Genomic DNA, 18777 nt, shown 5'->3' on the forward strand with positions numbered 1-18777 from the left:
CCCCATCGATGCCCGATAGTTGGACAGGATAGGGCGTTACACAGAAATTCGGACAGGCTCCCCGGCCTGGTCTTCCCGTCCACCGCGACCTGCGGCAACCGTGGCCGGTGACGGTCCCGCGCACTGGCCCGCCGACGCCGCTGGCCAGCGGCCTTCGCCCGGCGTCGGGCCTTACCGTCCCGCGACGGCCGCACCCCGACCCGGGCTCTCGCCCGCGCCGCCGCGTCCGCCCGGCGCTGCAGCCACCGACCCAGGACGGCGTCCAACGCGTCACCGTCGAGCCGGGCACACAACCCCCGCACCGTCTTCTCGTCCGGGCCGACATACCGGCCGGTCACCGGGTCCACCCGGGCACCGAACGCCTTCAACGTCTTCTGCGAACACCCGGCGATCCACTGCCCGACCGCGTACACCGACACGCTCCCGGCCAACACCGCCGCCAACGCCAACCCGAGCACTGTCGGAAGCCGATGCCGGATACCCCGCGCATCTCGCGGATCGGGAACCTGCGACAACGCCGCCATCAGGCATTCCTGGCCGTCACGGCCCAGTAGTAGGACAGGCCACGTCCTCCGGTCCGGCTGGCACTGGACAGCGTTGATCAGCAATGATGCAGGCGCGGGCACGGTACTCCACAAGGTGATCCGAAGGCGTCGAGAACCTCAAGATCACCGGAGCCGTGCCCGCCCCGTCGAATCCACTCCGGACATCAACACGGAGTACCCAACAACACACACTCCGACTTTGCCGTGCCCGTGGCTACGCAGCCTGCCTCCGGGTGTCCGCCGCGACTGGTCCAGACATCAGCTTCCCATCGGAGATGATGAATACACCACCTCATCTGACGGCGACCGTGACGGCAACGCAGGCGCACAGCGACGCGCGGGTACAGACAGTCAGCACTCTCCGCCACAGAAGGGGAGGCTCGTTTGTTCTTCAGCGCAGTTGCCTTCTAAGCCAATCAGGCGCTTTCTCGACAATCTCAGACGCACGTGAACGATCTGTGGATCCGTCCGGTCTACTAAGCGCCCATCGCAACGTTGGCACAGCTTCCTGTGATCCGAAGAACTCCACAAGTGGATCAGGCTCTACGGTCGCCTCATCACGTATTCGGCGCCATATCGAAAGCGTAACCTCAACATCTACGACTGCGCATGCGAGCGCCACATCACGAGGCCGAGAGCTCAACCGAAGTCTACCGTCCCGAGTGTCGCCTAGAATGACACATAGCACAGCCTCGCCGACACCTGGCCACTCATCCATCGGGGCATATTGCTGATCAGATATCGCGGATTCGTCGACGTATCCTGGCCGATCGCCAGGCACCGTACGCACCACCAATCCATAGTGCTGATGCCTGACTATCCGACACTCAACCAGAAAATATTTAGGGTACTCAGAATTTTCCATCAGGCGCCACCAGGCTTCCAAGGGGTGCGCGGGAATGAATTGAATTCATCGAAAAGATGCGACGGAATAGAGTACTCAACCGCACCTTCGTTTAGGAAATCCTCCATAGGCTCAATATTGTTTCTACTCAGCCATTTCGTCGGGACTGCCACCTTGAACCCCTGACCATGGGAATCGCGGTGCTGGGAGGCGTAGTCTTCAACCCTCGCCCTGTTACCAAAGTAAGCCGAACCGTCCAGACCTTCATCCAAATCCAGCGGATGGTTGCGCGGGTCAAGCCCGTGGTCCAACTCACTGGAACCGCGACCAACCGGGGAGACTCGGTATAGATCAGTTGTGCCGCAGTTGTGTACGAGGACCGGCGTGGTGCCGGCCACCACATAGTACGTGTGGATGTCGGCGATGGTGAGGCTGTGTACCCGTGTCGCCTCGGTACGGTGCTCGACCGCGGTGATCTGGACCCACGTGCCGGCGGAGGTCTGCAACCACTGCCCGACCGCAAGGTCTGCCGCGTCGACCCACTCCGACAGCCCCGGCACCCAGAACGGATGCTCGTCCGTCGCCGTGATCACCGACCGACCGCCACCACCGGTCGCGACAGACACCTCCACGAGATCCTTGTCACCATCACCCGTGATCACGACCTCGACCCACTTGACCGCCGTCTCACCGGTCTCCGGATCCGTGGCGAGAACCTCCTCACCCACCTCGAGATCCTCAATCGGCTTACTACCCCCACCGGCCATCACCACCCGGGTCCCCGACAGGAAACTGTTCGGAACCGGACACGACGCACCCGCCAGGACCCGATCAGCCCACTTCGTGTCGTCACGCCACTTCAACAACTGACGACCGACCCGCGTCACCGCGGAGATGAACTTGTCCGCCTTCCGAACCAGACCGATCGCCTTCGTCCACGGAATCAAGTCCAACAACGCCCACGCACACGCCGCGGCCCACCCATCCGCCTGGTTCACCGGCTACCGCCGGCTGACCATCCGCTACGAACGCGACCCCGGCCTGTACTGCGCATTCGTCACCCTCGCCGCCGCCCTCACCTGCCACAAGCGCTACATCACACTCACCACCTGAGACACGCTCTTACAGTCCCCGCCACGGTTTGCGAGCCCTTATTCGGCCACAATGGACGCGACCGCCTACCTCCTGCCGCGAATCAGGCTTGACCACTGGATCGATCGTCGAGCTTGAAGAAGCGGAATACGAACGCCCTCTGTTCCGCGACGGTCACCACCTCGTCTGGGCTGGCCGGCGCGAGGACGTCCACAATTTCAGAATCAGCTAGAGACTGCTTATCCGTCAAAACGTAGGCTTGCCTGCCGCCACTGAACTGTTGGAGCATTCCAGACGCGAAGACGTTGACGCGAGCACCTTGGCAACATAGAAGCTGCCCCTCTTGTTCAAGTATCAGTCTGGCATTCATCAAAGCCACCAAGACATTGTCACCCGAACCACTGCCGAGATCTCTACCCTCCAACTCGACAGAGAGCATCGGTCGTGGCGCCAACTCCAAGGCCAGCTTAACCCGACGTAACGAGCCGTCACGGGCAACAGCCTGGAGCTCGACCGTTTCGATCATCGTCGTCCCCTAAGATTTGGGTTGGAGCGGAAGGTTCCATCTGGCATTCGGCAGCCAACGATACATTCGGTAGGAACGCGTCCCGGAACGGCGATCTCCCTCTCATGTGCCATCCTGTTGCCAGGAATTGCTTTGTTGACATCAATGCCATCGACGCCTCGGATGCGGTAGACATACCCGCCTCTGGAAATCGCGTGAGCTTCACTTGTTGTGGTAGATACGTAACCAGAAGCTGGCGTATAGGTGCCGGACACGCCGGCCACATGTTCTTCAAGGTCCATGTTCGACCCACGCGGCTCAAAGCCCGTCTCAAAGATCTCATCTGGGCCACGGGTATCGCTTCGGAAGGTGTCACCACAGTTGTGCACCAGCACCGGCGTGGTGCCGGCTATCACATGGTACGTGTGGGATTTTCAGCCCGTCACGCAGTGTGACTTACATGTTTGTGGCGTTTCACCTGGCCTTTCGCGTGTGGCACCAACTCGCCGCATCGAACTCTATCGGTGTTGACGGCGACGGTGACGGCAACCTGGGGAGACGTCCGCGCCCCGGCTGCCCCAACCTACCAGCGGCGGCGACCAGCCCTCGCCGCCCGCCAAGTGTCCCCGCAGCAGCCGCGACCGCGCATCGAAGCAGTGAGCCAGCCGGACCGAGGCCCTCGGCCAAGATCCGACTGGCTCAAAACTGCTCTACAGGATCAAGCGCGCCCGGCTACGCCGGACGCACGCGCGCGCGCTACAGCCGTCCCGGCCCCGCGCGCACGCGCCCACGCAACGAGACTCCCAAGACGGCCAGAAGCCAGTGCGCCGGTCGACGCTCAAGGCCGTGACGATCGCGTGGAGGGTCAAGTCACGACCCGGCTCCCGGCGATCGACGCCGAGCCGCGACGCGGCACGCCACTGAACACCACGGCCGACAAACGCGCCGCAGGACGCCGCACACCAGCAAGGGCCTACGCTCGAATCCATAGTGGGCACTTGCATCGATTCATGCGCATGCTATCCGAGAGCTTGACGGCAACGCTGACGGCAACCGGGGCATACCGGGGCGCCCACCACCGCACAGAGCAGAACATTGGTTACTCTCCGGAGTCACTGGTCCGCCTCATTGCAACGCGCCAACGCTTGCCTGTCCGGCCCACACATCGGCCGACTCCAGCATCATTGAATCGATTGTCAATGCGCCCGACACATAGGCAGACCACCAAAGCTCCTCGCATGGAACATGCGCTTCACCTTTCGTGTCCACCCATAGACTGAGCCGGCCATCCTCCCGGACAGTCAGATCCCACCAGGACCAAGCACGTAAGCCTGGTTCGAAACAATAGATCCAGTCTTGCCAGGACCATGGGCGGCTTTCTCGATGAGCGAGATATTGCCTCCTCCCCTCAATTCCTACCTCATCATTCCTTACGTCCAATTGACCTTCGGTCGACAGGACTTGAAACCACGGCGGCAATGCCTCGACAGAAATATCCTCACTCTGTTCGAAGTCGGCAGTTCGCGCTGCGTCCACGCCCGCCGCCACAACCGAGCGAAGGCGTTCCGCATAGTCCGCCGAACTGGCCACAGGTCTGATGACCAGCAGCGCCAAAGATCTAATAGGCTCCTCGTCGGTCCGTCGCACCAGACGCGACGCCTCATTATCGAGGTCATATCGACTCATGGCTGCCCCATCACATCACTCGACCCGATCCGGGAATGATTGCATCCATCAATCCACCAACATAGTGATCTGGCAATCCGAACAAGCCTGGTCCGTCGCTCTGATCAGGTGCCATCTTACGCGCAAGGTTCCACTCTTGCCCCGTGTCCGCCGAGCGGGCGCAGTGGTGTCCACATCGTTCCTGCCCACCGGGTCCCACGGGAGTAGACCGCAGTGACCGCGCCTCGCCTGCTCAGCCCATTCACGCGTACGCGCACCAGACTCACCCTGACCATCGGTCTGCTGGTGGTCGCGCTCGTCGCCGCGACGCTGCCCTTGCTGCGGTCCACCATCGACCGACTCGTCGCCCCGGACCCGGCACCATCGGCCGGCCCGCTCGACGACTCAGCGGCCCTGGCCCAGGCCCGCCGCACCGGCAAGGAGGTGCTGATCGACACCGCGACGACCGCCACCTCACTCACCTGGGCCAGACCGGACGGGCAACTGCGTACCACCAGCCACGCCATCGCACAGCGGGCCCGCGACGCCACCGGGCAGTGGGCGGAACTCGACACCACCCTCACCCGCACCGGCGCGGCCGACCAGGGCCGGGCCGACGGAGCCGGCCGAAGCCGGGTCGCCGACGACGCCGACGGTCTCGGCGTACGGCCGGTCAACGCTCCGGCACCGGTCCGCTTCTCCAGCGGCGGAGCGGCCGCCGACCGGTACGCGGCAGCAGACACCCAGACCACCGACACCACCGACCGGGTGCTGGCCGAGCTGGACCTCGACGGTCACACCATCACGTACACCTGGCCCGGTCCGCTACCCGAGCCGGTGCTCGACGGCCCCCGGGCGCTCTACCCTGACGTGCTGCCCGGCGTCGACCTGCTGATGGTGGTACGCGACGACGGCGGCGTCGGCCAACTTCTGATCGTCAAGACGCCCGACGCGGCCACGGTGGACTCGGTCCGCCAGATCAACTACGGCCTGCGGTCGGCGACCGCTGTCTTCCAGCACGATCCGGTCACCGGCGGGGTCCGGATCCTCGATCCGGCCGACGACGAGGAGATCAGCTCCATTCCCACCCCGTTCGGCTGGGACTCCTCCGGACGCAACACGGACGACCCCGACGCGCCACCGCGTACCTCGGTGGCCACCACGACCGACGTGCTGCGCCTGTCCGGCCTCAGCGGTGCCGAGCCGGGCTCCAAGATCGGCCAGCTGCCCAGCACACTCGACGGCGACGGCACCGGTGAGGCGCGACTACGGCTGGACGCGGCGGCCAGCGGACTGCTGGACGACGCCGAGGTCCGGTTCCCGGTCTTCCTCGACCCGACGATGCGCAGCACCACCCAGGCGTGGGCAACCATCTACAGCCAGCACCCGAACACCAACACCTGGAACGGCACCAACTTCAACAACGGCACCACCGTCGCTCGGGTCGGCTACGAGGAGGAGACGCCGCTGCGCGCCCGCACCTTCTGGCGGATGGGCTTCAACAGCAACATCGAGGGCGCGACGGTCAGTTCAGCCAGCCTGCGGCTATTGAACAACCATTCGTGGAGCTGCCAGGCCCGGGAGATGCGGCTGTGGCTCACCGGTGCGATCTCCTCCGGCACCACCTGGAAGAAGCAGCCAGACTGGATCTCCGAGCAGCAGCGTCGGTCGTTCGCGCACGGCTACAGCAACCAGTGCGCCGACGCCTACGTCAGCTTCGACGTGCAGCAGGGTGCCCAGGCCGGCGCGACCAACGGCTGGTCCCAGATCACCTTCGTCATGCGGGCCACCGACGAGGACGACACCCACACCTGGCGCAAGTTCCAGGTCAGCGCGACCGAGCTGACCGTGGTCTACAACCGCAGCCCCAACGAGCCGACCGCCGGCACCGTCACACCCGGCGGAAACTGCGCACCCGGGCCCGGCGGCGGCACCCTCGTCGCCCGGACCAACCTGGTGCTGGCCGCCACTGGTTCAGACCCGGACGGCAACCTGCGCGGGCTGCGCTTCCGCTTCTGGCCCACCGGCGGTACGGTGCCCGCCGGCACCCTCGTCACCAGCCTGAGCAGCGGACGGGGCAGCGTGACGATCCCCGCCACCAGCCTGGTGGATGGCGTCACCTACTCCTGGGACGTCCGGTCCGAGGACACCGACGGCGCGACATCGTGGTACTTCCCGCCAGGTGATCAACCCTGTCGGATCACGATCGACGCCAGCGCGCCACCAGCTCCGGCCGTCACCAGCGACGTGTTCCTGGCCGCCACCCCGGACGGAGCGACCTGGGCAACGGTGCAGTTCGGCCAGACCGGTCCGGTCACCTTCACCGCCGCCGACGCCGCCCAGTTCAGCTACGCGCTCGGCGGGCGTGAGCTGACGTACGTGACCGCCAACTCCGGCACGGCGACCGTGCCCGACCTGCGACCCCGACATTCCGGTCCGACCACCCTGCAGGTGTACGCGTACGACGCGGCCGGCAACCGGAGCGCCCGCACCGACCACACCTTCTACGTACCGCCTCGCGACACCGCCGACGGGCCGGGCGACACCGGCGGCGACGGACGACCCGATCTGACGATCATCGACGCCGACGGCAATCTGCGGACCTATCCCAGCGACACCGACGGAGCCCTGTACGGATCCCTGGCTGCGTCGTACAGCGCCGATGGCCAGCTCGACCCGGCCGGGCACTGGTACGACCCGGCGACCTCCCAGGTCGCGCTGCTCACCAAGTACGGCGACGCCTTCCCCGGCGACGGCATCACCGACCTGTTTGTCCGCACCCCCGACGGCGGCTTCTGGATCTACCCCGGCGACGGGTACGGCAGCTTCGACGTCGACGACCGGATCCGGGTGCGGTTGCCGGCTGGCGCGCCGGACCCGGCCACCTGGACCCAGCTCAAGGCCGTCGGAGACATCACCGGAGACGGGCACCCCGACCTGGCGCTGCGGGCCGGCACCGCATTCTGGACGTTGAGCGGCTACACCGGAGCGAGCTTCCAGCAGGCGACCCTGATGGAGGGCACCGCCTGGGCCCGCAGGGAGATCGTCAACGTGGCCGACATCGACCAGGACGGAACCCCGGACCTACTGTGGCGCGACTTGGACAACGGCAGAATGTCTGTGCGGCACGGCCTACCCGGCACCGTCGCTGGTAGCGTCGATCTGCACTCGTTGAAGTTGGCAGTAAACTCCCGCGACGGTGACGTCTCCTTCGGCACCGGCTGGTCGGCCGCGAGCGTCGACCTGGTGATCGGCGTCCCCGACGTCAACGGCGACGGCATACCCGACATGTGGGCCCGGTGGACGTCGGACGGACAACTACGGGTGTACCACCCCTCCACCTCCGCCGCAGGCACCGCCGTGCAGGTTCTTTCGGACACGGCCTATCCGGGCGCCAAGGGGCTCGGCTGACCGCCGCCGCGTCGTCGACGTCCGTCGCCGATTTGCAAGTCGAGCCGTTGATAGGGATCCGGGCGCAGCAGTAGTCGCAGCCGTTCGAGCACGGCGCATGGCGTAGCCGGCGGCGCGGGCACCGGCCTGGGCACGTTGCGGGTGTACGACGACTGGTGTGTCCAGCCGGACGGGGACACGACCGGGTCGGCGGTCCAGCTGCGTGCGTGTGACGGCACCGCGGCGCAGCGGTTGACCCGTACCGCGGTCGGGCAGTTGCGGCACACCGGGTCCGGTCTGTGTCTGGCGGTCGATGGCGGTGCGACCGCCAACTCGACGCCGGTCGTGTTGGCCGTGTGTGATGCTGCCGCGACCGGTCAGGTGTGGTCGGCGCAGGACGAGACCCGGCACGTCTACGGTCCGGACGGGGCGCGGTTGCTGACCGTGCAGGACCGGCGGGCGACGCTGCACCTGGCCGACGCGGTGGTCACCGTGGCCGCTGGTGGGGTGAACGTCAACAGTCAGCGCAGCTACCCGGTGCCGGGTGGCGGCATGCTGCGGTACGCCTACGGGTCGGCGTCGGTCCAGTTGGCGGCGGTCACGACCGATCATCAGGGCAGCCCGTACGCGGAGGTCGGTTCGACCCTGTCGGGGATGCCGGTACGGATCCTGAAACGGGATCCGTTCGGTAACCCCCGCGCGGTCGACGTGCTGGCCACGAATCTGAAGACCCGGGCCGGGTTCCTCGGCGCGATCCCGGACGAGGCGTCCGGCTACACCCCGTTGGGCGCCCGCCTGTACGACCCGGTGGTGGGCCGGTTCCTGTCCGCCGACCCGGTCCTCGATGTGGCGGACCCGTTGCAGTCCAACGGGTACGCGTACGCGCACAACAACCCGGTCACCCACGCCGACCCGTCGGGTCTGTCGATCAGCCTGACCGCGTCGGAGCGGGCGGCGGCGTTGGCCGGGGCGGGTCTGTCCACCGCGCAGGTCGCCCAGGCCCAGTCGGCCGCGGGCCGGTCGATGACGTCGGTCATCCTGTCGGTGGCCTGGGACGTGCTCAAGGAGTTCATCGGCCTCAACGCCGCGCTGGGCTGCTTCGGCGGCAGCGTCTGGTCCTGCGTCGACCTGGTCACCGAGTTCATCCCCGCCTTCAAGATGTTCAAAGCGTTCGGCCGGGTTGTGAAAGCCGTCGAACGTACCTTCTCCGCGATCAGGGCCTGGCAGAAAGCCAAAGCCGCCGCCCAGGCCGTCCTCAAAGCGGCCCGCGCCGCCGAGACCGTCGTGTTGAACGCGAAGAAGGCCGCCGCCGAGCGGGCGAAACGCGCCGCGCAGGCCGCCGCGAAGAAAGCCGCCGACAAGGCCAACACCACCAGCAACACAGCTGTCAACGCGTCGAAGAAGACCGGCAACCCCGTCCAGAAACAGGCCCAGGCCAAAACCAACCCCAAAGCCTCCACCAGCAGCGGAGGCGGCGGCCGGACCAGCGCAGGAGGAGGCGGGAGCGGCAAGGCGAGCTCCAAACCCGGCGGCAACACCGGCGCCAGCTCACGCTCCAACGCAGGATCCAGCGGCGGCGGAGACAAACCCGCCGACAGCTGCCCGCTGAACAACAGCTTCACCCCCGGCACCAAGGTCCTGATGGCCGACGCCACCACCAAGCCCATCGAACAGGTCAAGCCCGGTGACAAGGTCATCGCCACCGACCCCGAAACCGGCACCACCAGCATCGAGACCGTCACCGCCACCATCACCGGCGACGGCGTCAAACACCTCGTCACCATCACCATCGACACCGACGGCCACCACGGCGACGACACCGCCCAGATCACCGCCACCGACGGACACCCCTTCTGGGTCCCCGAACTCGACCAGTGGATCGACGCCACCCACCTCCAACCCGGCCAATGGCTCCACACCAGCACCGGCACCTGGGTACAGATCACCGCCATCCACCGATCGACCGTCCCACACGCCACCGTCCACAACCTCACCATCAGCCACGTCCACACCTACCATGTACTCGCCGGCAACGTGCCGGTGTTGGTCCACAACTGCGGCGGCCCTGGTCGGGATCTAATTGATGGCGATGCCCAATATCACATCATTTCTGGCAATCGTACTGGCGGTGGACATAAGTGGCCGGGACAGCCGGGCAAGACAGTTTTTCCGGAGTCTTGGGATACCGACAAGATTCTGGAAAGCGTCGCTGATATTGCTACGAATCCATCCAGTACTTGGACTTGACAGAAGGGCGCGCATGGATCGCTGTATACCAAGAAGGGCGAGCTGTCGCGAGTCAAGATCGAGGGCGTCTATGATGGGGTGAATATACGGGTGATCTTCGAGCCGGCTACGGACCGAATCATCACGGGCTTCCCGATTGGGCGATGACGTGGACTTCAGGCAGGCGCAAGCGGACATTTTAGCCTTGTTGGACGATTCTCCTATAATGTCGGGTGACGTCAGGGGCGACGTGCGGGAGTTGGTACGGGTCGGGGAAATAGGGCTGGCGTTCGATACCCTTTGCTCCTGGCTATTCGAGGACTCCCTTGCTATATCGCGGTCATATTATGAACGCCTCAGAGTGGTTGCGAACTACTTGGAGGAGCCCGCTGCCTTGGAGAGGCTCGACGAGCTTATAGTTGACTGAATGGTTCCGCCGACATGTAGTTGAGATTCGTCTCGGATGAACCGGGTGGTGTCGTGTCGGTTGCCACCCGGTTTATCGACCTTCAGATCGGCGCATGCCGCCTCCCGACTCAGCAGCCATCATCGGCTGTGACTGACGCACAGCTGGTGCGCTCGTGGCGGCCCGTGTGGAGAGTCGCCACGAGCAGGGGGATTCAGGGGTTACGGGCGGGCGCTGTGGGTCTTGATGGTGGTGGTGAAGGTGGTCCAGGCGGCGGGGGCGAAGGTCAGCGTGCCGGCGGCGGGGGCTTTGGAGTCGCGTACGTCGATCTGGGTGCCCCGGTCGCGGACCTCGACGCGCTGGCCGTTGTTGCCGGACCGGCTCGACGTGCGCCAGGTGTTACGTTCCATGCTCGCTCCCTCGTCTGATGGCTGCTGGCCTAGTCACGTGGCGATGAGGTCTTTGGTGTCGTTGCAGAATCGGCGGACGGCGGGGGTGCGTCGGTAGGGGCCGAGTGCGCCGACGAGGTTGCGGACGTGTTTGATGCACCTGGCGGAGGTGACCTGCCCGGTGAGGGTCTGGACGGCCTGGTCGCCGAGGGCGAGTGCCTTGTCCAGTTCGGGTTGGTCCTGCCGGACGTAGGTGGTGGCGAGCAGGGCGTTGCGTAGTGCTCCTTCGCGGCTGTACTCGTCGTTTTGGAGTCGTAGCGCGGCTCGGAGGTGTTCGCGGGCGCGGGTCCAGTCTTCGAGTTTGACGTAGCAGTAGCCGGCCTGGGCGTGGGCCTGGGCTTCGTTGATCCAGTACGCCCAGTCGGGGTCGCCGTGTTCCGGACGTTCGTCGGTGAGCCGGTCGAAGGCGCTGTCGAGCGCACGGCGGGTGTCGGCCACGGCGTGGTTGTTGGCGTACGCCTCGGCGGCGCGCAGGTCGAGGATCGTGCCGACTTTCGGGCTGGTGGCGGGGTAGCTGGCCCGCGCGGTCTCGGCGAGGGTGATCGACTGCCGGAGTTGACCGAGGTCCTTCGCCTGGCAGGACATGAAGCCGAGGATGTTCGCGCCGAGGCCACGGTCACCGGCGGCGTGGGCCTGGTAGAGGCCGGCGATCCAGAACCGTTGGGCCTGGCTGTGGTTGCCGCCGTCGAACGACAGCCAGCCGGCGAGGCGCATCAGCTCACCGGCGGTGCCGTGCAGTCGCCGCCCGACCGAGTCGGTGTAGCGGCGCTCGCGTAGCCCCTCGACCACGGTCGCCAGGTGCTGACGGACCAGGCCGAGCGTCTGGCCGCTGCCGAGGTGGTCGTCCATCCGCCGCAGACTCGCGGTGACGGCGTCGAGGTGGTCGACGACCTCACCGGACAGCGGCCGACCGGTCGTCGAGGCGACGTCCGACGGCTGCTGGGCGATGATCCACTCGCGTGCCGGTGACGTCAGCGCGGAACCGAGCAGAGCGAGGAACATCCGTCGGTGCGTCATTGTCTCAGGTTCGTTCACGACCATGGCTGCCTGCAAGGCCCCGGCAGGTGTCCACGGTAGTTCCAGACCAGCCGACGCCGGCGCGGCGTCGAAACCATCATCGGGCCAGCCCAGCTCGTCGAGGGTGACCGTCCGCTGCAACTGCTCGGACAGCAATGCGACGGTCAGCGACGGCCACGGGCTACGCGGTACCTCGCCCTTCTTCCACTTGTACGGCGTCTTGAGGTGCAGCCGCTCCGCACGACCGTGCCGCTCGGCGCACTCGTTCAGCCGCCGGGCCAGCTGCTCAGGCTGCCAGCCCGCCTCGGCCAACAAGCGCCGGATTCCGTCCCCGCTGACTGCCACCGCATCGACCCTTCACCCGTAGTGGTCGCTCCCACGCACGGTAGCGGACCTGGTGTCCGGGAGGCTTCCCCGACACTGATCCGCACCGATACGCACCCCGCCGCCGTCACCCGACTGAGGTCAACTGAGTACATCGGATTCCGGCGATGACCCGAATCCGATTCCGGTGAAACGGGCCGGCGGGTCGGGGCGTGGCAACGCTCCGGCCCCGCCGGCCTCGCCAGAAGGTGAGAGTGCTCGTGATCGCCAGACTGCTACCGATCGTCTTCGCCGGTCTGATGCCCGGCTTCCTGCTCGGCCTGTTCACGTTCCGGGTCAAGTCCCGGTGGTGCCCGCGCTGCGGGGCGACCACCGAAGCCATCTACCGCAGCCTGCATCAATGACCGCGCCCGGCCGCCACCGCATCGCCGAACTGCCCATCGGCCGGCGGGTCGCTCAACTCCGCGCCCGACGTGGCCTGACCCAGCAGGTCTTCGCCGACCGGATCGGCAAGTCCCACTCCTGGGTCGACAAGGTCGAACGCGGCATCCGCTCCCTGGACCGCATCTCCGTCGTCCACACCGTCGCCGCCGTCCTCGGCGTCACCCCCGAAACCATCCTCGGCCCCACCACGACCAGCCGACCCGAACCCACCACCAACACCACGGCCGCCGCCGTCGAACACCTCCGCGCCGCCCTCGCCCGCTACGACACCCCCACCCCCGACCAACCCGCACCGTCCGCCGACGACCTGCACCACCGCATCCAGTACGCCCACACCGCCTACCAGCACGCCCACTACCCACAACTGCTCCGCACGCTGCCCGACCTGCTCACCCACACCCGCCACACCACCACCAGCGACGCCCCCGACGCCGCGTACCTGCTCACCCGGGTCTACCGGCTCACCGCCCACCTGCTGACCAAACTCGACGAACCCCACCTCGCCTGGCTCGCAGCCGACCGCGCCATCGCCACCGCCAACGGCCACCCCCGGCACACCGCCGCAGCCGCCATCGCCCTCACCCAAGCGCTCCGCGCCGCACACCGCAGCACCCTCGCCACGCAGGCCGCGCTCACCGCCGTACCGCTGATCGACCCGGCCACGACCAACGACGCCGCACCGGACGACCATGCCCTCGCCGGCACCCTGCTGATCGAAGCCGCCCTCGCCGCCGCCACCGGCAACGACCCCGCCACCGCACACCAGCTCACCGACCACGCCGACACACACGCCGCCGCCATGAGCCACCACCAGCGGCGCACCGACCACGGCGACACCACCACCGCATTCGGGCCGACCGCCGTCGCACTCGCCCGCGCCCACCTCGCCGCCGCCCTCGGCGACCCACACCAGGCCATCACCCACCACCAGCACGCCACCGCCGGTCACGGCTGGCGCGAGCTACCCGCCGAACACCGCGCCGCCCACCTCATCGACATCACCCGCGTCTACCTCGACACCGGCAACCCCACCGCCGCCGCCCGCGCCATCATCACCGCCGACCAGACCGCCCCCGCCGAAACCCGCACCCGACCGGTCGCCCACACCGTCGTCGCCACGCTCCTACGGACCGCACCCACCCCCGACCTGACCCGCCTCGCCACCACCATCGGCCTCACCCCACGACCCTGACCAGCCGGCCTGCTGGACCGCGACTCCCTGTGAAGTGCTCGAAATTTGGCATATCGGTTGCTCGAATGTTGGTATCCGCACTTCTCGAATAGTGGTAGTTTCAGCTCCTGGGATTCGGTACTTCGCTGCTACGGAGGGGGCCAGGGTGATGGAACCACTCGCCGGGATCGCGCAGCGGCGAGTTTCTGCGCTGCTCGATGACCTGCTCCGGGTGGAGCCGGTCATCGCCCTGCACGGCCCTCGGTCCGTTGGCAAGTCCACGGTCCTGCGCGCGCTCGCCGACCGGCACGGGGTCCCCGTTCTGGACCTGGACGAGGTGGGCATTCGCGACGCGGTGGTGGCCAACCCGCAGACAGCCGTCACGACGCCGGGCCTGCTCTGCGTGGACGAGTATCAGCATGCCCCGCAGATCCTCGACGCGTTGAAGGCTCGACTCAACCGCGAAGGCAGCCTTCCGGGTACCGCCGCGTTGACCGGGTCGACCCGCCAGGACGCGCTGCCCCGCACCGCGCAGGCACTCACCGGCCGCCTGCACACCATGACGATCTGGCCCATGTCACAAGGAGAGATCAGCGGCGTCCATGAAGATTTCCTGCCGGCGCTTCGCGCAGCGCCCGACGCGACCGTCGCAGCCAGGCCAGCGTCGACGACCACCCGGACGGAGTACGTTGATCGACTCTGCGCTGGAGGGTTCCCCCTGGCCCTGCGCCGCACAGGCCCCGCGCGCGACCGTTGGTTCGACGACTACGTCCGCCAGTCGCTGGAGCGCGATGCCATCGAGCTTGTCCGGGTACGTCAGCGCAGCATGCTGCGCGAGCTGCTGGGTCGACTGGCTGGAAGAACCGGGCAGGTACTCAACCTCACCAGCGCGTCCCAGGGCCTCGCAGGTGAGCGCAAGACCATCGAAGGCTACGTCCGCCTCCTCGAAGACCTATTTCTCATCGACCGACTTCCTGCTTGGGGTACGACGCTACGCGCGCGAGCCGCAGCATCACCGAAGGTGCATGTCGTCGACACCGGGGTGGCCGCCCGGCTGATGCGAGTCTCTCCCGCCAAACTCGCCACACTCGACCCGGCCGCCTTGACGGAGTTCGGGCACCTCCTCGAGAGCTTCGTCGTCGGCGAGCTTCGCAAGCAGGCCTCCTGGCTTGACGAAAACGTAACTACGGGGCACTGGCGCACCTACGACGGCGGCGAGGTCGACTACGTCATCGAGTTCGACGACGGCAGGGTCCTCGCGTTCGAAGTCAAGGCGAACGAACGCGTCGCGGGCGCAGACCTCAAAGGCCTCCGAGCGCTACGAGACGCACTCGGCGACAGGTTCATCGCCGGCGTGGCGTTCAGCACCGGACAACGCTCGTTCACCTACGAAGACCGCATTCACATCATGCCCGTCGACCGACTCTGGACACCTATCAGCGGCTACCTCACGCTGACGCGGTGATGGGGTGCGGGTCAGGCGATCGCGGCGATGGCGCCGTCGTCGAAGTAGATGGCCTGGTGAAGCCGGCCACCGAGCGCGGCGGCGTAGCGGGCGACGACATCCTGCCCGGAGATCTTGCCCTGTTCGATCTGGGAAACCCGGCCCTTGGTGACGCCCATCCGGTCGGCGACCTGTTGCTGGGTCAGGCCTCGGGCCTTGCGTACCTCGGCGAGGCGGTGCCCGACGACGGTGGCCAGCAGTTCCCGCTTGCCGGCTTCGACCGCCTCCTCGCCGCCGGCCCGTTCGACATAGGCACTCCGGACGTCGCTCCAGCGCGTGTAGCCCATCACGGTTCCCCTTCCTCATGGCACCTTCTCCTCGATCGATCTCGCAGCTGGGCAGACTCCACCACTGATCTGCTGTCAGCCTCGTCAGGCAGCGGCGTCGCGGGGCTCGAAGCCGACCTTCAGGCTCACTCCCAGCGCCGCTGCCAGTCGCTCCAGCACCACGAGTGTCGGCACGGTCCCGCCAGCCTCGAACCGGGCCACCGCAGACTGCGTCATCCCCGACGCCGTGGCCAGCTGCGTCTGACTCCAACCGCGACGCTCGCGCAGCTCACGCACCGAACGACCGAGCTCGAACGCCAACCGCGCCGCCTCGTACGCCTCAGCGGCACCCGGCTCAGCCAACCGCCGCTCCCGCATCGCAGCCCAACCGCCACCCTCACCCATGACTAGACCTCCTCCTTGCCCTCAACCTGGTGTGCCTCGTCGATACGCCGCGCCAGCGCCTGCCGCGCCCGGTCGATCTCCCGCTCCTCGCGCATCCGGGTCTTGAAGAAGACCGTCAGCAAGATGATCCGCCTTCCCGACCCGATCCAGTAGGTGACCCTTACCGCGTGCTGCTCAAGGTGGAACCGCAACTCACGGAGCTTCCGATCAAGCTGCTTCGTGTAAGGCTCGCCCAGTAACGGCCCCTGCTCGGCCAGCAGGTCGACGTAGAACGCGGCTCGGGCGAACAGGGCACTCGGCAGACTCTCCAACCACTTCTCTACTTCCGGCTCCAGCTCCACGACACCCCAGGGCATAGCATAGATGTTATAGCAGCACGGCGGCCACAGCTGGCCCGACGTCAGCTTGACTGCGCGACCCACTTGACGCATTCCGTTATGGGAATATGATGACTGGCGTGGCACGAGCAGCGACGACGTCGGACGTCTTCAACGCGATCGCCGAGCCGCAGCGCCGGGACATCCTGGCGCTGCTGCGGGCGGGCGAGTGGCCGGTGACCGACCTGGCCCGGGATCTGGGGATGAGCCAGCCACGGGCGTCCAAGCACCTGCGGGTGCTCCGGGAGGTGGGGCTGGTGCGGGTCCGCGAGTCGGGCAAGCAGCGCCTCTACGGCCTGGACGCCGGCGGCCTGCGGCCGATCCACGAGTGGGTCGGCGGGTTCGAGGAGTTCTGGAACGGCAGTTTCGACCGGCTGGACAGCTACGTGCAGGACCTCAAGCAGACACGACAGGAGCAGTGACCGATGGCAGGAGCAGAGCGGGAAACATCGGCGGAGCCGGCGACGGCCGACCGGGAGATCGTGATCTCCCGGGTCATCGACGCCCCACCGGAGCTGGTGTTCGAGGCGTTCACCGAGGTCCGGCACCTGTCACGGTGGTGGGGTCCGGAGGGGTTCAGCACCACCACGCGCTCCTTCGAGTTCCGGGTCGGCGGCGAGTGGGACTTCGTGATGCACGGCCCGGACGGCACCAACTACTCCGAATGGATCACCTGGACCGAGATCGTCCCACCGCAGCGGATCGCCCTGCTGCACGGCGAGTCCCGCGACGACCCGAACGCCTTCGAGTCGACTCTGGCCTTCGCACCGGACGGCGCGGCGACCCGGATCGTGATGTGTACCGTCTTCCCCACCAGGGAGCTACGCGACCAGGCCGTGGAGAAGTACCACGCGATCGAGGGCGGCGAGCAGACGTTGAGCAACCTGGCGGCCTACGTCGCCGAACTCGCCCAGCGGCAGGAGGAGGGTCGCTGATGGCCGGCAAGGTGTTCTTCAGCGTGTCGATGTCGCTGGACGGCTTCAGCGCGCCCGAGCAGCAGGAGCAGGACCCGAAACTGGAGCGCTGGATGGCGCAGTGGATGGAGCTGCAGGCGTGGGCCTTCCCGCTGCGGTTCTTCCGGGAGAACCTGAAGCTGGGCGACGGCGGCGAGGAGGGGCGCGACAACGACATCGCCCGGGAAACGTTCGAGCGCACCGGCGCGAGCATCATGGGCCGGCGCATGTTCGACTTCGGCGAGCAGGCATGGCCAGCGGAAGCGCCCTTCCACACTCCGGTCTTCGTGCTCACGCACAACAGGCGTGACCCGTGGGAGCGGCCGGGCGGCACCACCTTCCACTTCGTCGACGACGGCATTCACCGTGCGTTGGACCAGGCCCGCGAGGCTGCCGGCGACCGGGATGTCCGCATCGCCGGCGGCAGCGAGACGATCCTGCAGTACGTGAACGCCGGCCTGGTCGACGCGTTCTCGATCGCGCTCGCGCCCGTGCTGTTCGGTGGCGGTACCCGCCTGTTCGATGGCGTGGACGCGTCCAAGGTCGCGCTGGAGCCGATCCGTTCGGAACCATCGACACGGGTGACGCACCTGACCTACGCCGTCCACCCCCGGTAGTTAGGCAGTACTTCCCCCGTGGGCAAGGAACTTCGTTCGTGGGAGCGTGGTTCGGCCAACTGGCTGCTAAAATCTCTTGTGCGGGACGATTTCGATCTCCCGCACAGCCTTGCCTCGATCCACCGACGCGGTTGCCGCTGTATGTTGGTCGATCATTTCTGTGTTGGGTGGTGCGGCGGGCGTGAGGGAGTCGCCGATCACGTGATCGGCTTGCTCCGAGGGTGAGTGTTCGGGGTGGAACGGGATTGTGGCCTGTGGTCGGGCCGCCTGGTTTCGGCTGGTGGGGTGTGGTCAGCCGGGTGCCGGTCGGACGGCGGTGAACAGGTTGTCGAACGCCGCCTGCCAGGGCCGGTACTCGGGCAGGTGCAGGTGGATGGTGCGGGCCCGGTGGGCGAGGCGGGCCGCGACGGTGATGATCCGGGTCCGGATGGTGGCGGGTCTGGCGGTCGACCAGGTGCCCGCGGCGAGGTGTCCGGCGGCGCGGGTGAGGTTGTGTGTGATCGCGGCGCGGGTCAGCGCGGCGGACGATCAGCCGGGCGGTCGCCTCGTGTCGGGTGCCGGCGAACGCGGTGTACGT

The 18777-nt window shown here is 66.9% G+C and carries 20 protein-coding genes and 1 pseudogene; 11 read left to right on the forward strand and 10 right to left on the reverse strand.

The window, feature by feature from the left end:
* A partial coding sequence (locus ACFHWS_RS27355; RefSeq protein WP_416569453.1) for a transposase family protein occupies positions 1-524 on the reverse strand: 524 nt, incomplete at its 3' end.
* A gap of 885 nt (positions 525-1409) precedes the next feature.
* Positions 1410-2156 (reverse strand): polymorphic toxin-type HINT domain-containing protein, encoded by a 747-nt coding sequence (locus ACFHWS_RS27360; RefSeq protein WP_416569470.1) that lies wholly within the window; start codon positions 2154-2156, stop codon positions 1410-1412.
* Between the two features lie 133 nt (positions 2157-2289).
* Between ACFHWS_RS27360 and ACFHWS_RS27365 the strand changes: the two genes are divergently transcribed.
* A complete protein-coding gene (locus ACFHWS_RS27365) occupies positions 2290-2502 on the forward strand; it encodes a hypothetical protein (protein WP_416569454.1) in 213 nt (70 codons plus the stop codon).
* Positions 2503-2584: 82 nt separating this feature from the next.
* Here the strand turns inward: ACFHWS_RS27365 and ACFHWS_RS27370 are convergent, their stop codons facing one another.
* From ACFHWS_RS27370 to ACFHWS_RS27380, 3 genes are all read right to left on the reverse strand, one after another.
* Complete coding sequence (locus ACFHWS_RS27370) at positions 2585-3007, reverse strand: hypothetical protein (RefSeq protein ID WP_416569455.1); 423 nt, start codon at positions 3005-3007, stop codon at positions 2585-2587.
* On the reverse strand, positions 3004-3402 hold the full coding sequence (locus ACFHWS_RS27375) for a scabin-related ADP-ribosyltransferase (protein WP_416569456.1): 399 nt from the start codon (positions 3400-3402) through the stop codon (positions 3004-3006). The genes ACFHWS_RS27370 and ACFHWS_RS27375 overlap by 4 nt, the downstream gene beginning before the upstream one ends.
* Before the next feature lie 709 nt (positions 3403-4111).
* Positions 4112-4600 carry a hypothetical protein gene (locus tag ACFHWS_RS27380; RefSeq protein WP_416569457.1) on the reverse strand — a complete coding sequence of 163 codons (489 nt, stop codon included), beginning with the start codon at positions 4598-4600 and terminating at the stop codon, positions 4112-4114.
* Between the two features lie 285 nt (positions 4601-4885).
* Here ACFHWS_RS27380 and ACFHWS_RS27385 point away from each other — a divergent pair, with 285 nt between their 5' ends.
* The 3 genes and pseudogenes from ACFHWS_RS27385 (at position 4886) to ACFHWS_RS27395 (ending at position 10694) form a co-directional block, all read left to right on the forward strand.
* Positions 4886-8062 carry a DNRLRE domain-containing protein gene (locus tag ACFHWS_RS27385; protein ID WP_416569458.1) on the forward strand — a complete coding sequence of 1059 codons (3177 nt, stop codon included), beginning with the start codon at positions 4886-4888 and terminating at the stop codon, positions 8060-8062.
* Between the two features lie 102 nt (positions 8063-8164).
* Positions 8165-10102, forward strand: a pseudogene (locus ACFHWS_RS27390) (polymorphic toxin-type HINT domain-containing protein); the annotation flags it as partial.
* Between the two features lie 322 nt (positions 10103-10424).
* Positions 10425-10694, forward strand: coding sequence for a MafI family immunity protein (locus ACFHWS_RS27395; protein ID WP_416569459.1), 270 nt, complete (start codon positions 10425-10427; stop codon positions 10692-10694).
* A gap of 200 nt (positions 10695-10894) precedes the next feature.
* Here the strand turns inward: ACFHWS_RS27395 and ACFHWS_RS27400 are convergent, their stop codons facing one another.
* The gene (locus ACFHWS_RS27400) at positions 10895-11083 is read right to left on the reverse strand and encodes a DUF397 domain-containing protein (protein WP_416569460.1); all 189 of its coding nucleotides are present in this window, start codon (positions 11081-11083) and stop codon (positions 10895-10897) included.
* 33 nt (positions 11084-11116) lie between these two features.
* Positions 11117-12484: a hypothetical protein gene (locus ACFHWS_RS27405; RefSeq protein ID WP_416569461.1), complete on the reverse strand. Its 1368-nt coding sequence runs from the start codon at positions 12482-12484 to the stop codon at positions 11117-11119.
* Between the two features lie 239 nt (positions 12485-12723).
* On the opposite strand from ACFHWS_RS27405, the gene ACFHWS_RS27410 reads away from it, so the two are divergent.
* The 3 genes from ACFHWS_RS27410 to ACFHWS_RS27420 all read left to right on the forward strand — a co-directional run bounded on the left by ACFHWS_RS27410 (position 12724) and on the right by ACFHWS_RS27420 (position 15543).
* Positions 12724-12867, forward strand: a complete 144-nt coding sequence (locus tag ACFHWS_RS27410; protein ID WP_416569462.1) for a hypothetical protein — start codon at positions 12724-12726, stop codon at positions 12865-12867.
* Positions 12864-14099, forward strand: coding sequence for a helix-turn-helix domain-containing protein (locus ACFHWS_RS27415; RefSeq protein WP_416569463.1), 1236 nt, complete (start codon positions 12864-12866; stop codon positions 14097-14099). The genes ACFHWS_RS27410 and ACFHWS_RS27415 overlap by 4 nt, the downstream gene beginning before the upstream one ends.
* 148 nt (positions 14100-14247) lie before the next feature.
* Positions 14248-15543 (forward strand): ATP-binding protein, encoded by a 1296-nt coding sequence (locus ACFHWS_RS27420; protein ID WP_416569471.1) that lies wholly within the window; start codon positions 14248-14250, stop codon positions 15541-15543.
* 11 nt (positions 15544-15554) lie between these two features.
* On the opposite strand, the gene ACFHWS_RS27425 is transcribed toward ACFHWS_RS27420, so the two are convergent.
* The 3 genes from ACFHWS_RS27425 to ACFHWS_RS27435 all read right to left on the reverse strand — a co-directional run bounded on the left by ACFHWS_RS27425 (position 15555) and on the right by ACFHWS_RS27435 (position 16609).
* Entirely contained in the window at positions 15555-15872 is a 318-nt protein-coding gene (locus ACFHWS_RS27425; RefSeq protein ID WP_416569464.1) for a helix-turn-helix domain-containing protein, read from the reverse strand.
* Between the two features lie 81 nt (positions 15873-15953).
* Positions 15954-16253 (reverse strand): helix-turn-helix domain-containing protein, encoded by a 300-nt coding sequence (locus ACFHWS_RS27430; RefSeq protein ID WP_289211317.1) that lies wholly within the window; start codon positions 16251-16253, stop codon positions 15954-15956.
* Between the two features lie 2 nt (positions 16254-16255).
* Entirely contained in the window at positions 16256-16609 is a 354-nt protein-coding gene (locus ACFHWS_RS27435; protein ID WP_416569465.1) for a type II toxin-antitoxin system RelE/ParE family toxin, read from the reverse strand.
* A gap of 101 nt (positions 16610-16710) precedes the next feature.
* Between ACFHWS_RS27435 and ACFHWS_RS27440 the strand changes: the two genes are divergently transcribed.
* The 4 genes from ACFHWS_RS27440 to ACFHWS_RS27455 all read left to right on the forward strand — a co-directional run.
* Positions 16711-17052 carry an ArsR/SmtB family transcription factor gene (locus ACFHWS_RS27440; RefSeq protein ID WP_416569466.1) on the forward strand — a complete coding sequence of 114 codons (342 nt, stop codon included), beginning with the start codon at positions 16711-16713 and terminating at the stop codon, positions 17050-17052.
* A gap of 3 nt (positions 17053-17055) precedes the next feature.
* Positions 17056-17565, forward strand: a complete 510-nt coding sequence (locus ACFHWS_RS27445) for an SRPBCC family protein (RefSeq protein ID WP_416569467.1) — start codon at positions 17056-17058, stop codon at positions 17563-17565.
* Positions 17565-18200: a dihydrofolate reductase family protein gene (locus tag ACFHWS_RS27450; RefSeq protein ID WP_416569468.1), complete on the forward strand. Its 636-nt coding sequence runs from the start codon at positions 17565-17567 to the stop codon at positions 18198-18200. Before ACFHWS_RS27445 ends, ACFHWS_RS27450 begins: the two co-directional genes overlap by 1 nt.
* A 373-nt stretch (positions 18201-18573) precedes the next feature.
* On the forward strand, positions 18574-18777 hold a 204-nt coding region (locus ACFHWS_RS27455; protein ID WP_416569469.1), incomplete at its 3' end, for a hypothetical protein.

Origin of the sequence: Micromonospora sp. LOL_013 (assembly GCF_048060315.1) — a bacterium.
Classification (GTDB): Bacteria; Actinomycetota; Actinomycetes; order Mycobacteriales; family Micromonosporaceae; genus Micromonospora_E.

Excerpts from the sequence above, each read along its gene's own strand:
- ACFHWS_RS27370 (WP_416569455.1), bottom strand. The coding sequence starts at position 3,007 with ATGATCGAAACGGTCGAGCTCCAGGCTGTTGCCCGTGACGGCTCGTTA.
- ACFHWS_RS27430 (WP_289211317.1), bottom strand. The coding sequence starts at position 16,253 with ATGGGTGAGGGTGGCGGTTGGGCTGCGATGCGGGAGCGGCGGTTGGCT.
- ACFHWS_RS27450 (WP_416569468.1), top strand. The coding sequence starts at position 17,565 with ATGGCCGGCAAGGTGTTCTTCAGCGTGTCGATGTCGCTGGACGGCTTC.
- ACFHWS_RS27400 (WP_416569460.1), bottom strand. The coding sequence starts at position 11,083 with ATGGAACGTAACACCTGGCGCACGTCGAGCCGGTCCGGCAACAACGGC.
- ACFHWS_RS27445 (WP_416569467.1), top strand. The coding sequence starts at position 17,056 with ATGGCAGGAGCAGAGCGGGAAACATCGGCGGAGCCGGCGACGGCCGAC.
- ACFHWS_RS27435 (WP_416569465.1), bottom strand. The coding sequence starts at position 16,609 with ATGCCCTGGGGTGTCGTGGAGCTGGAGCCGGAAGTAGAGAAGTGGTTG.
- ACFHWS_RS27415 (WP_416569463.1), top strand. The coding sequence starts at position 12,864 with ATGACCGCGCCCGGCCGCCACCGCATCGCCGAACTGCCCATCGGCCGG.
- ACFHWS_RS27420 (WP_416569471.1), top strand. The coding sequence starts at position 14,248 with ATGGAACCACTCGCCGGGATCGCGCAGCGGCGAGTTTCTGCGCTGCTC.
- ACFHWS_RS27360 (WP_416569470.1), bottom strand. The coding sequence starts at position 2,156 with ATGGCCGGTGGGGGTAGTAAGCCGATTGAGGATCTCGAGGTGGGTGAG.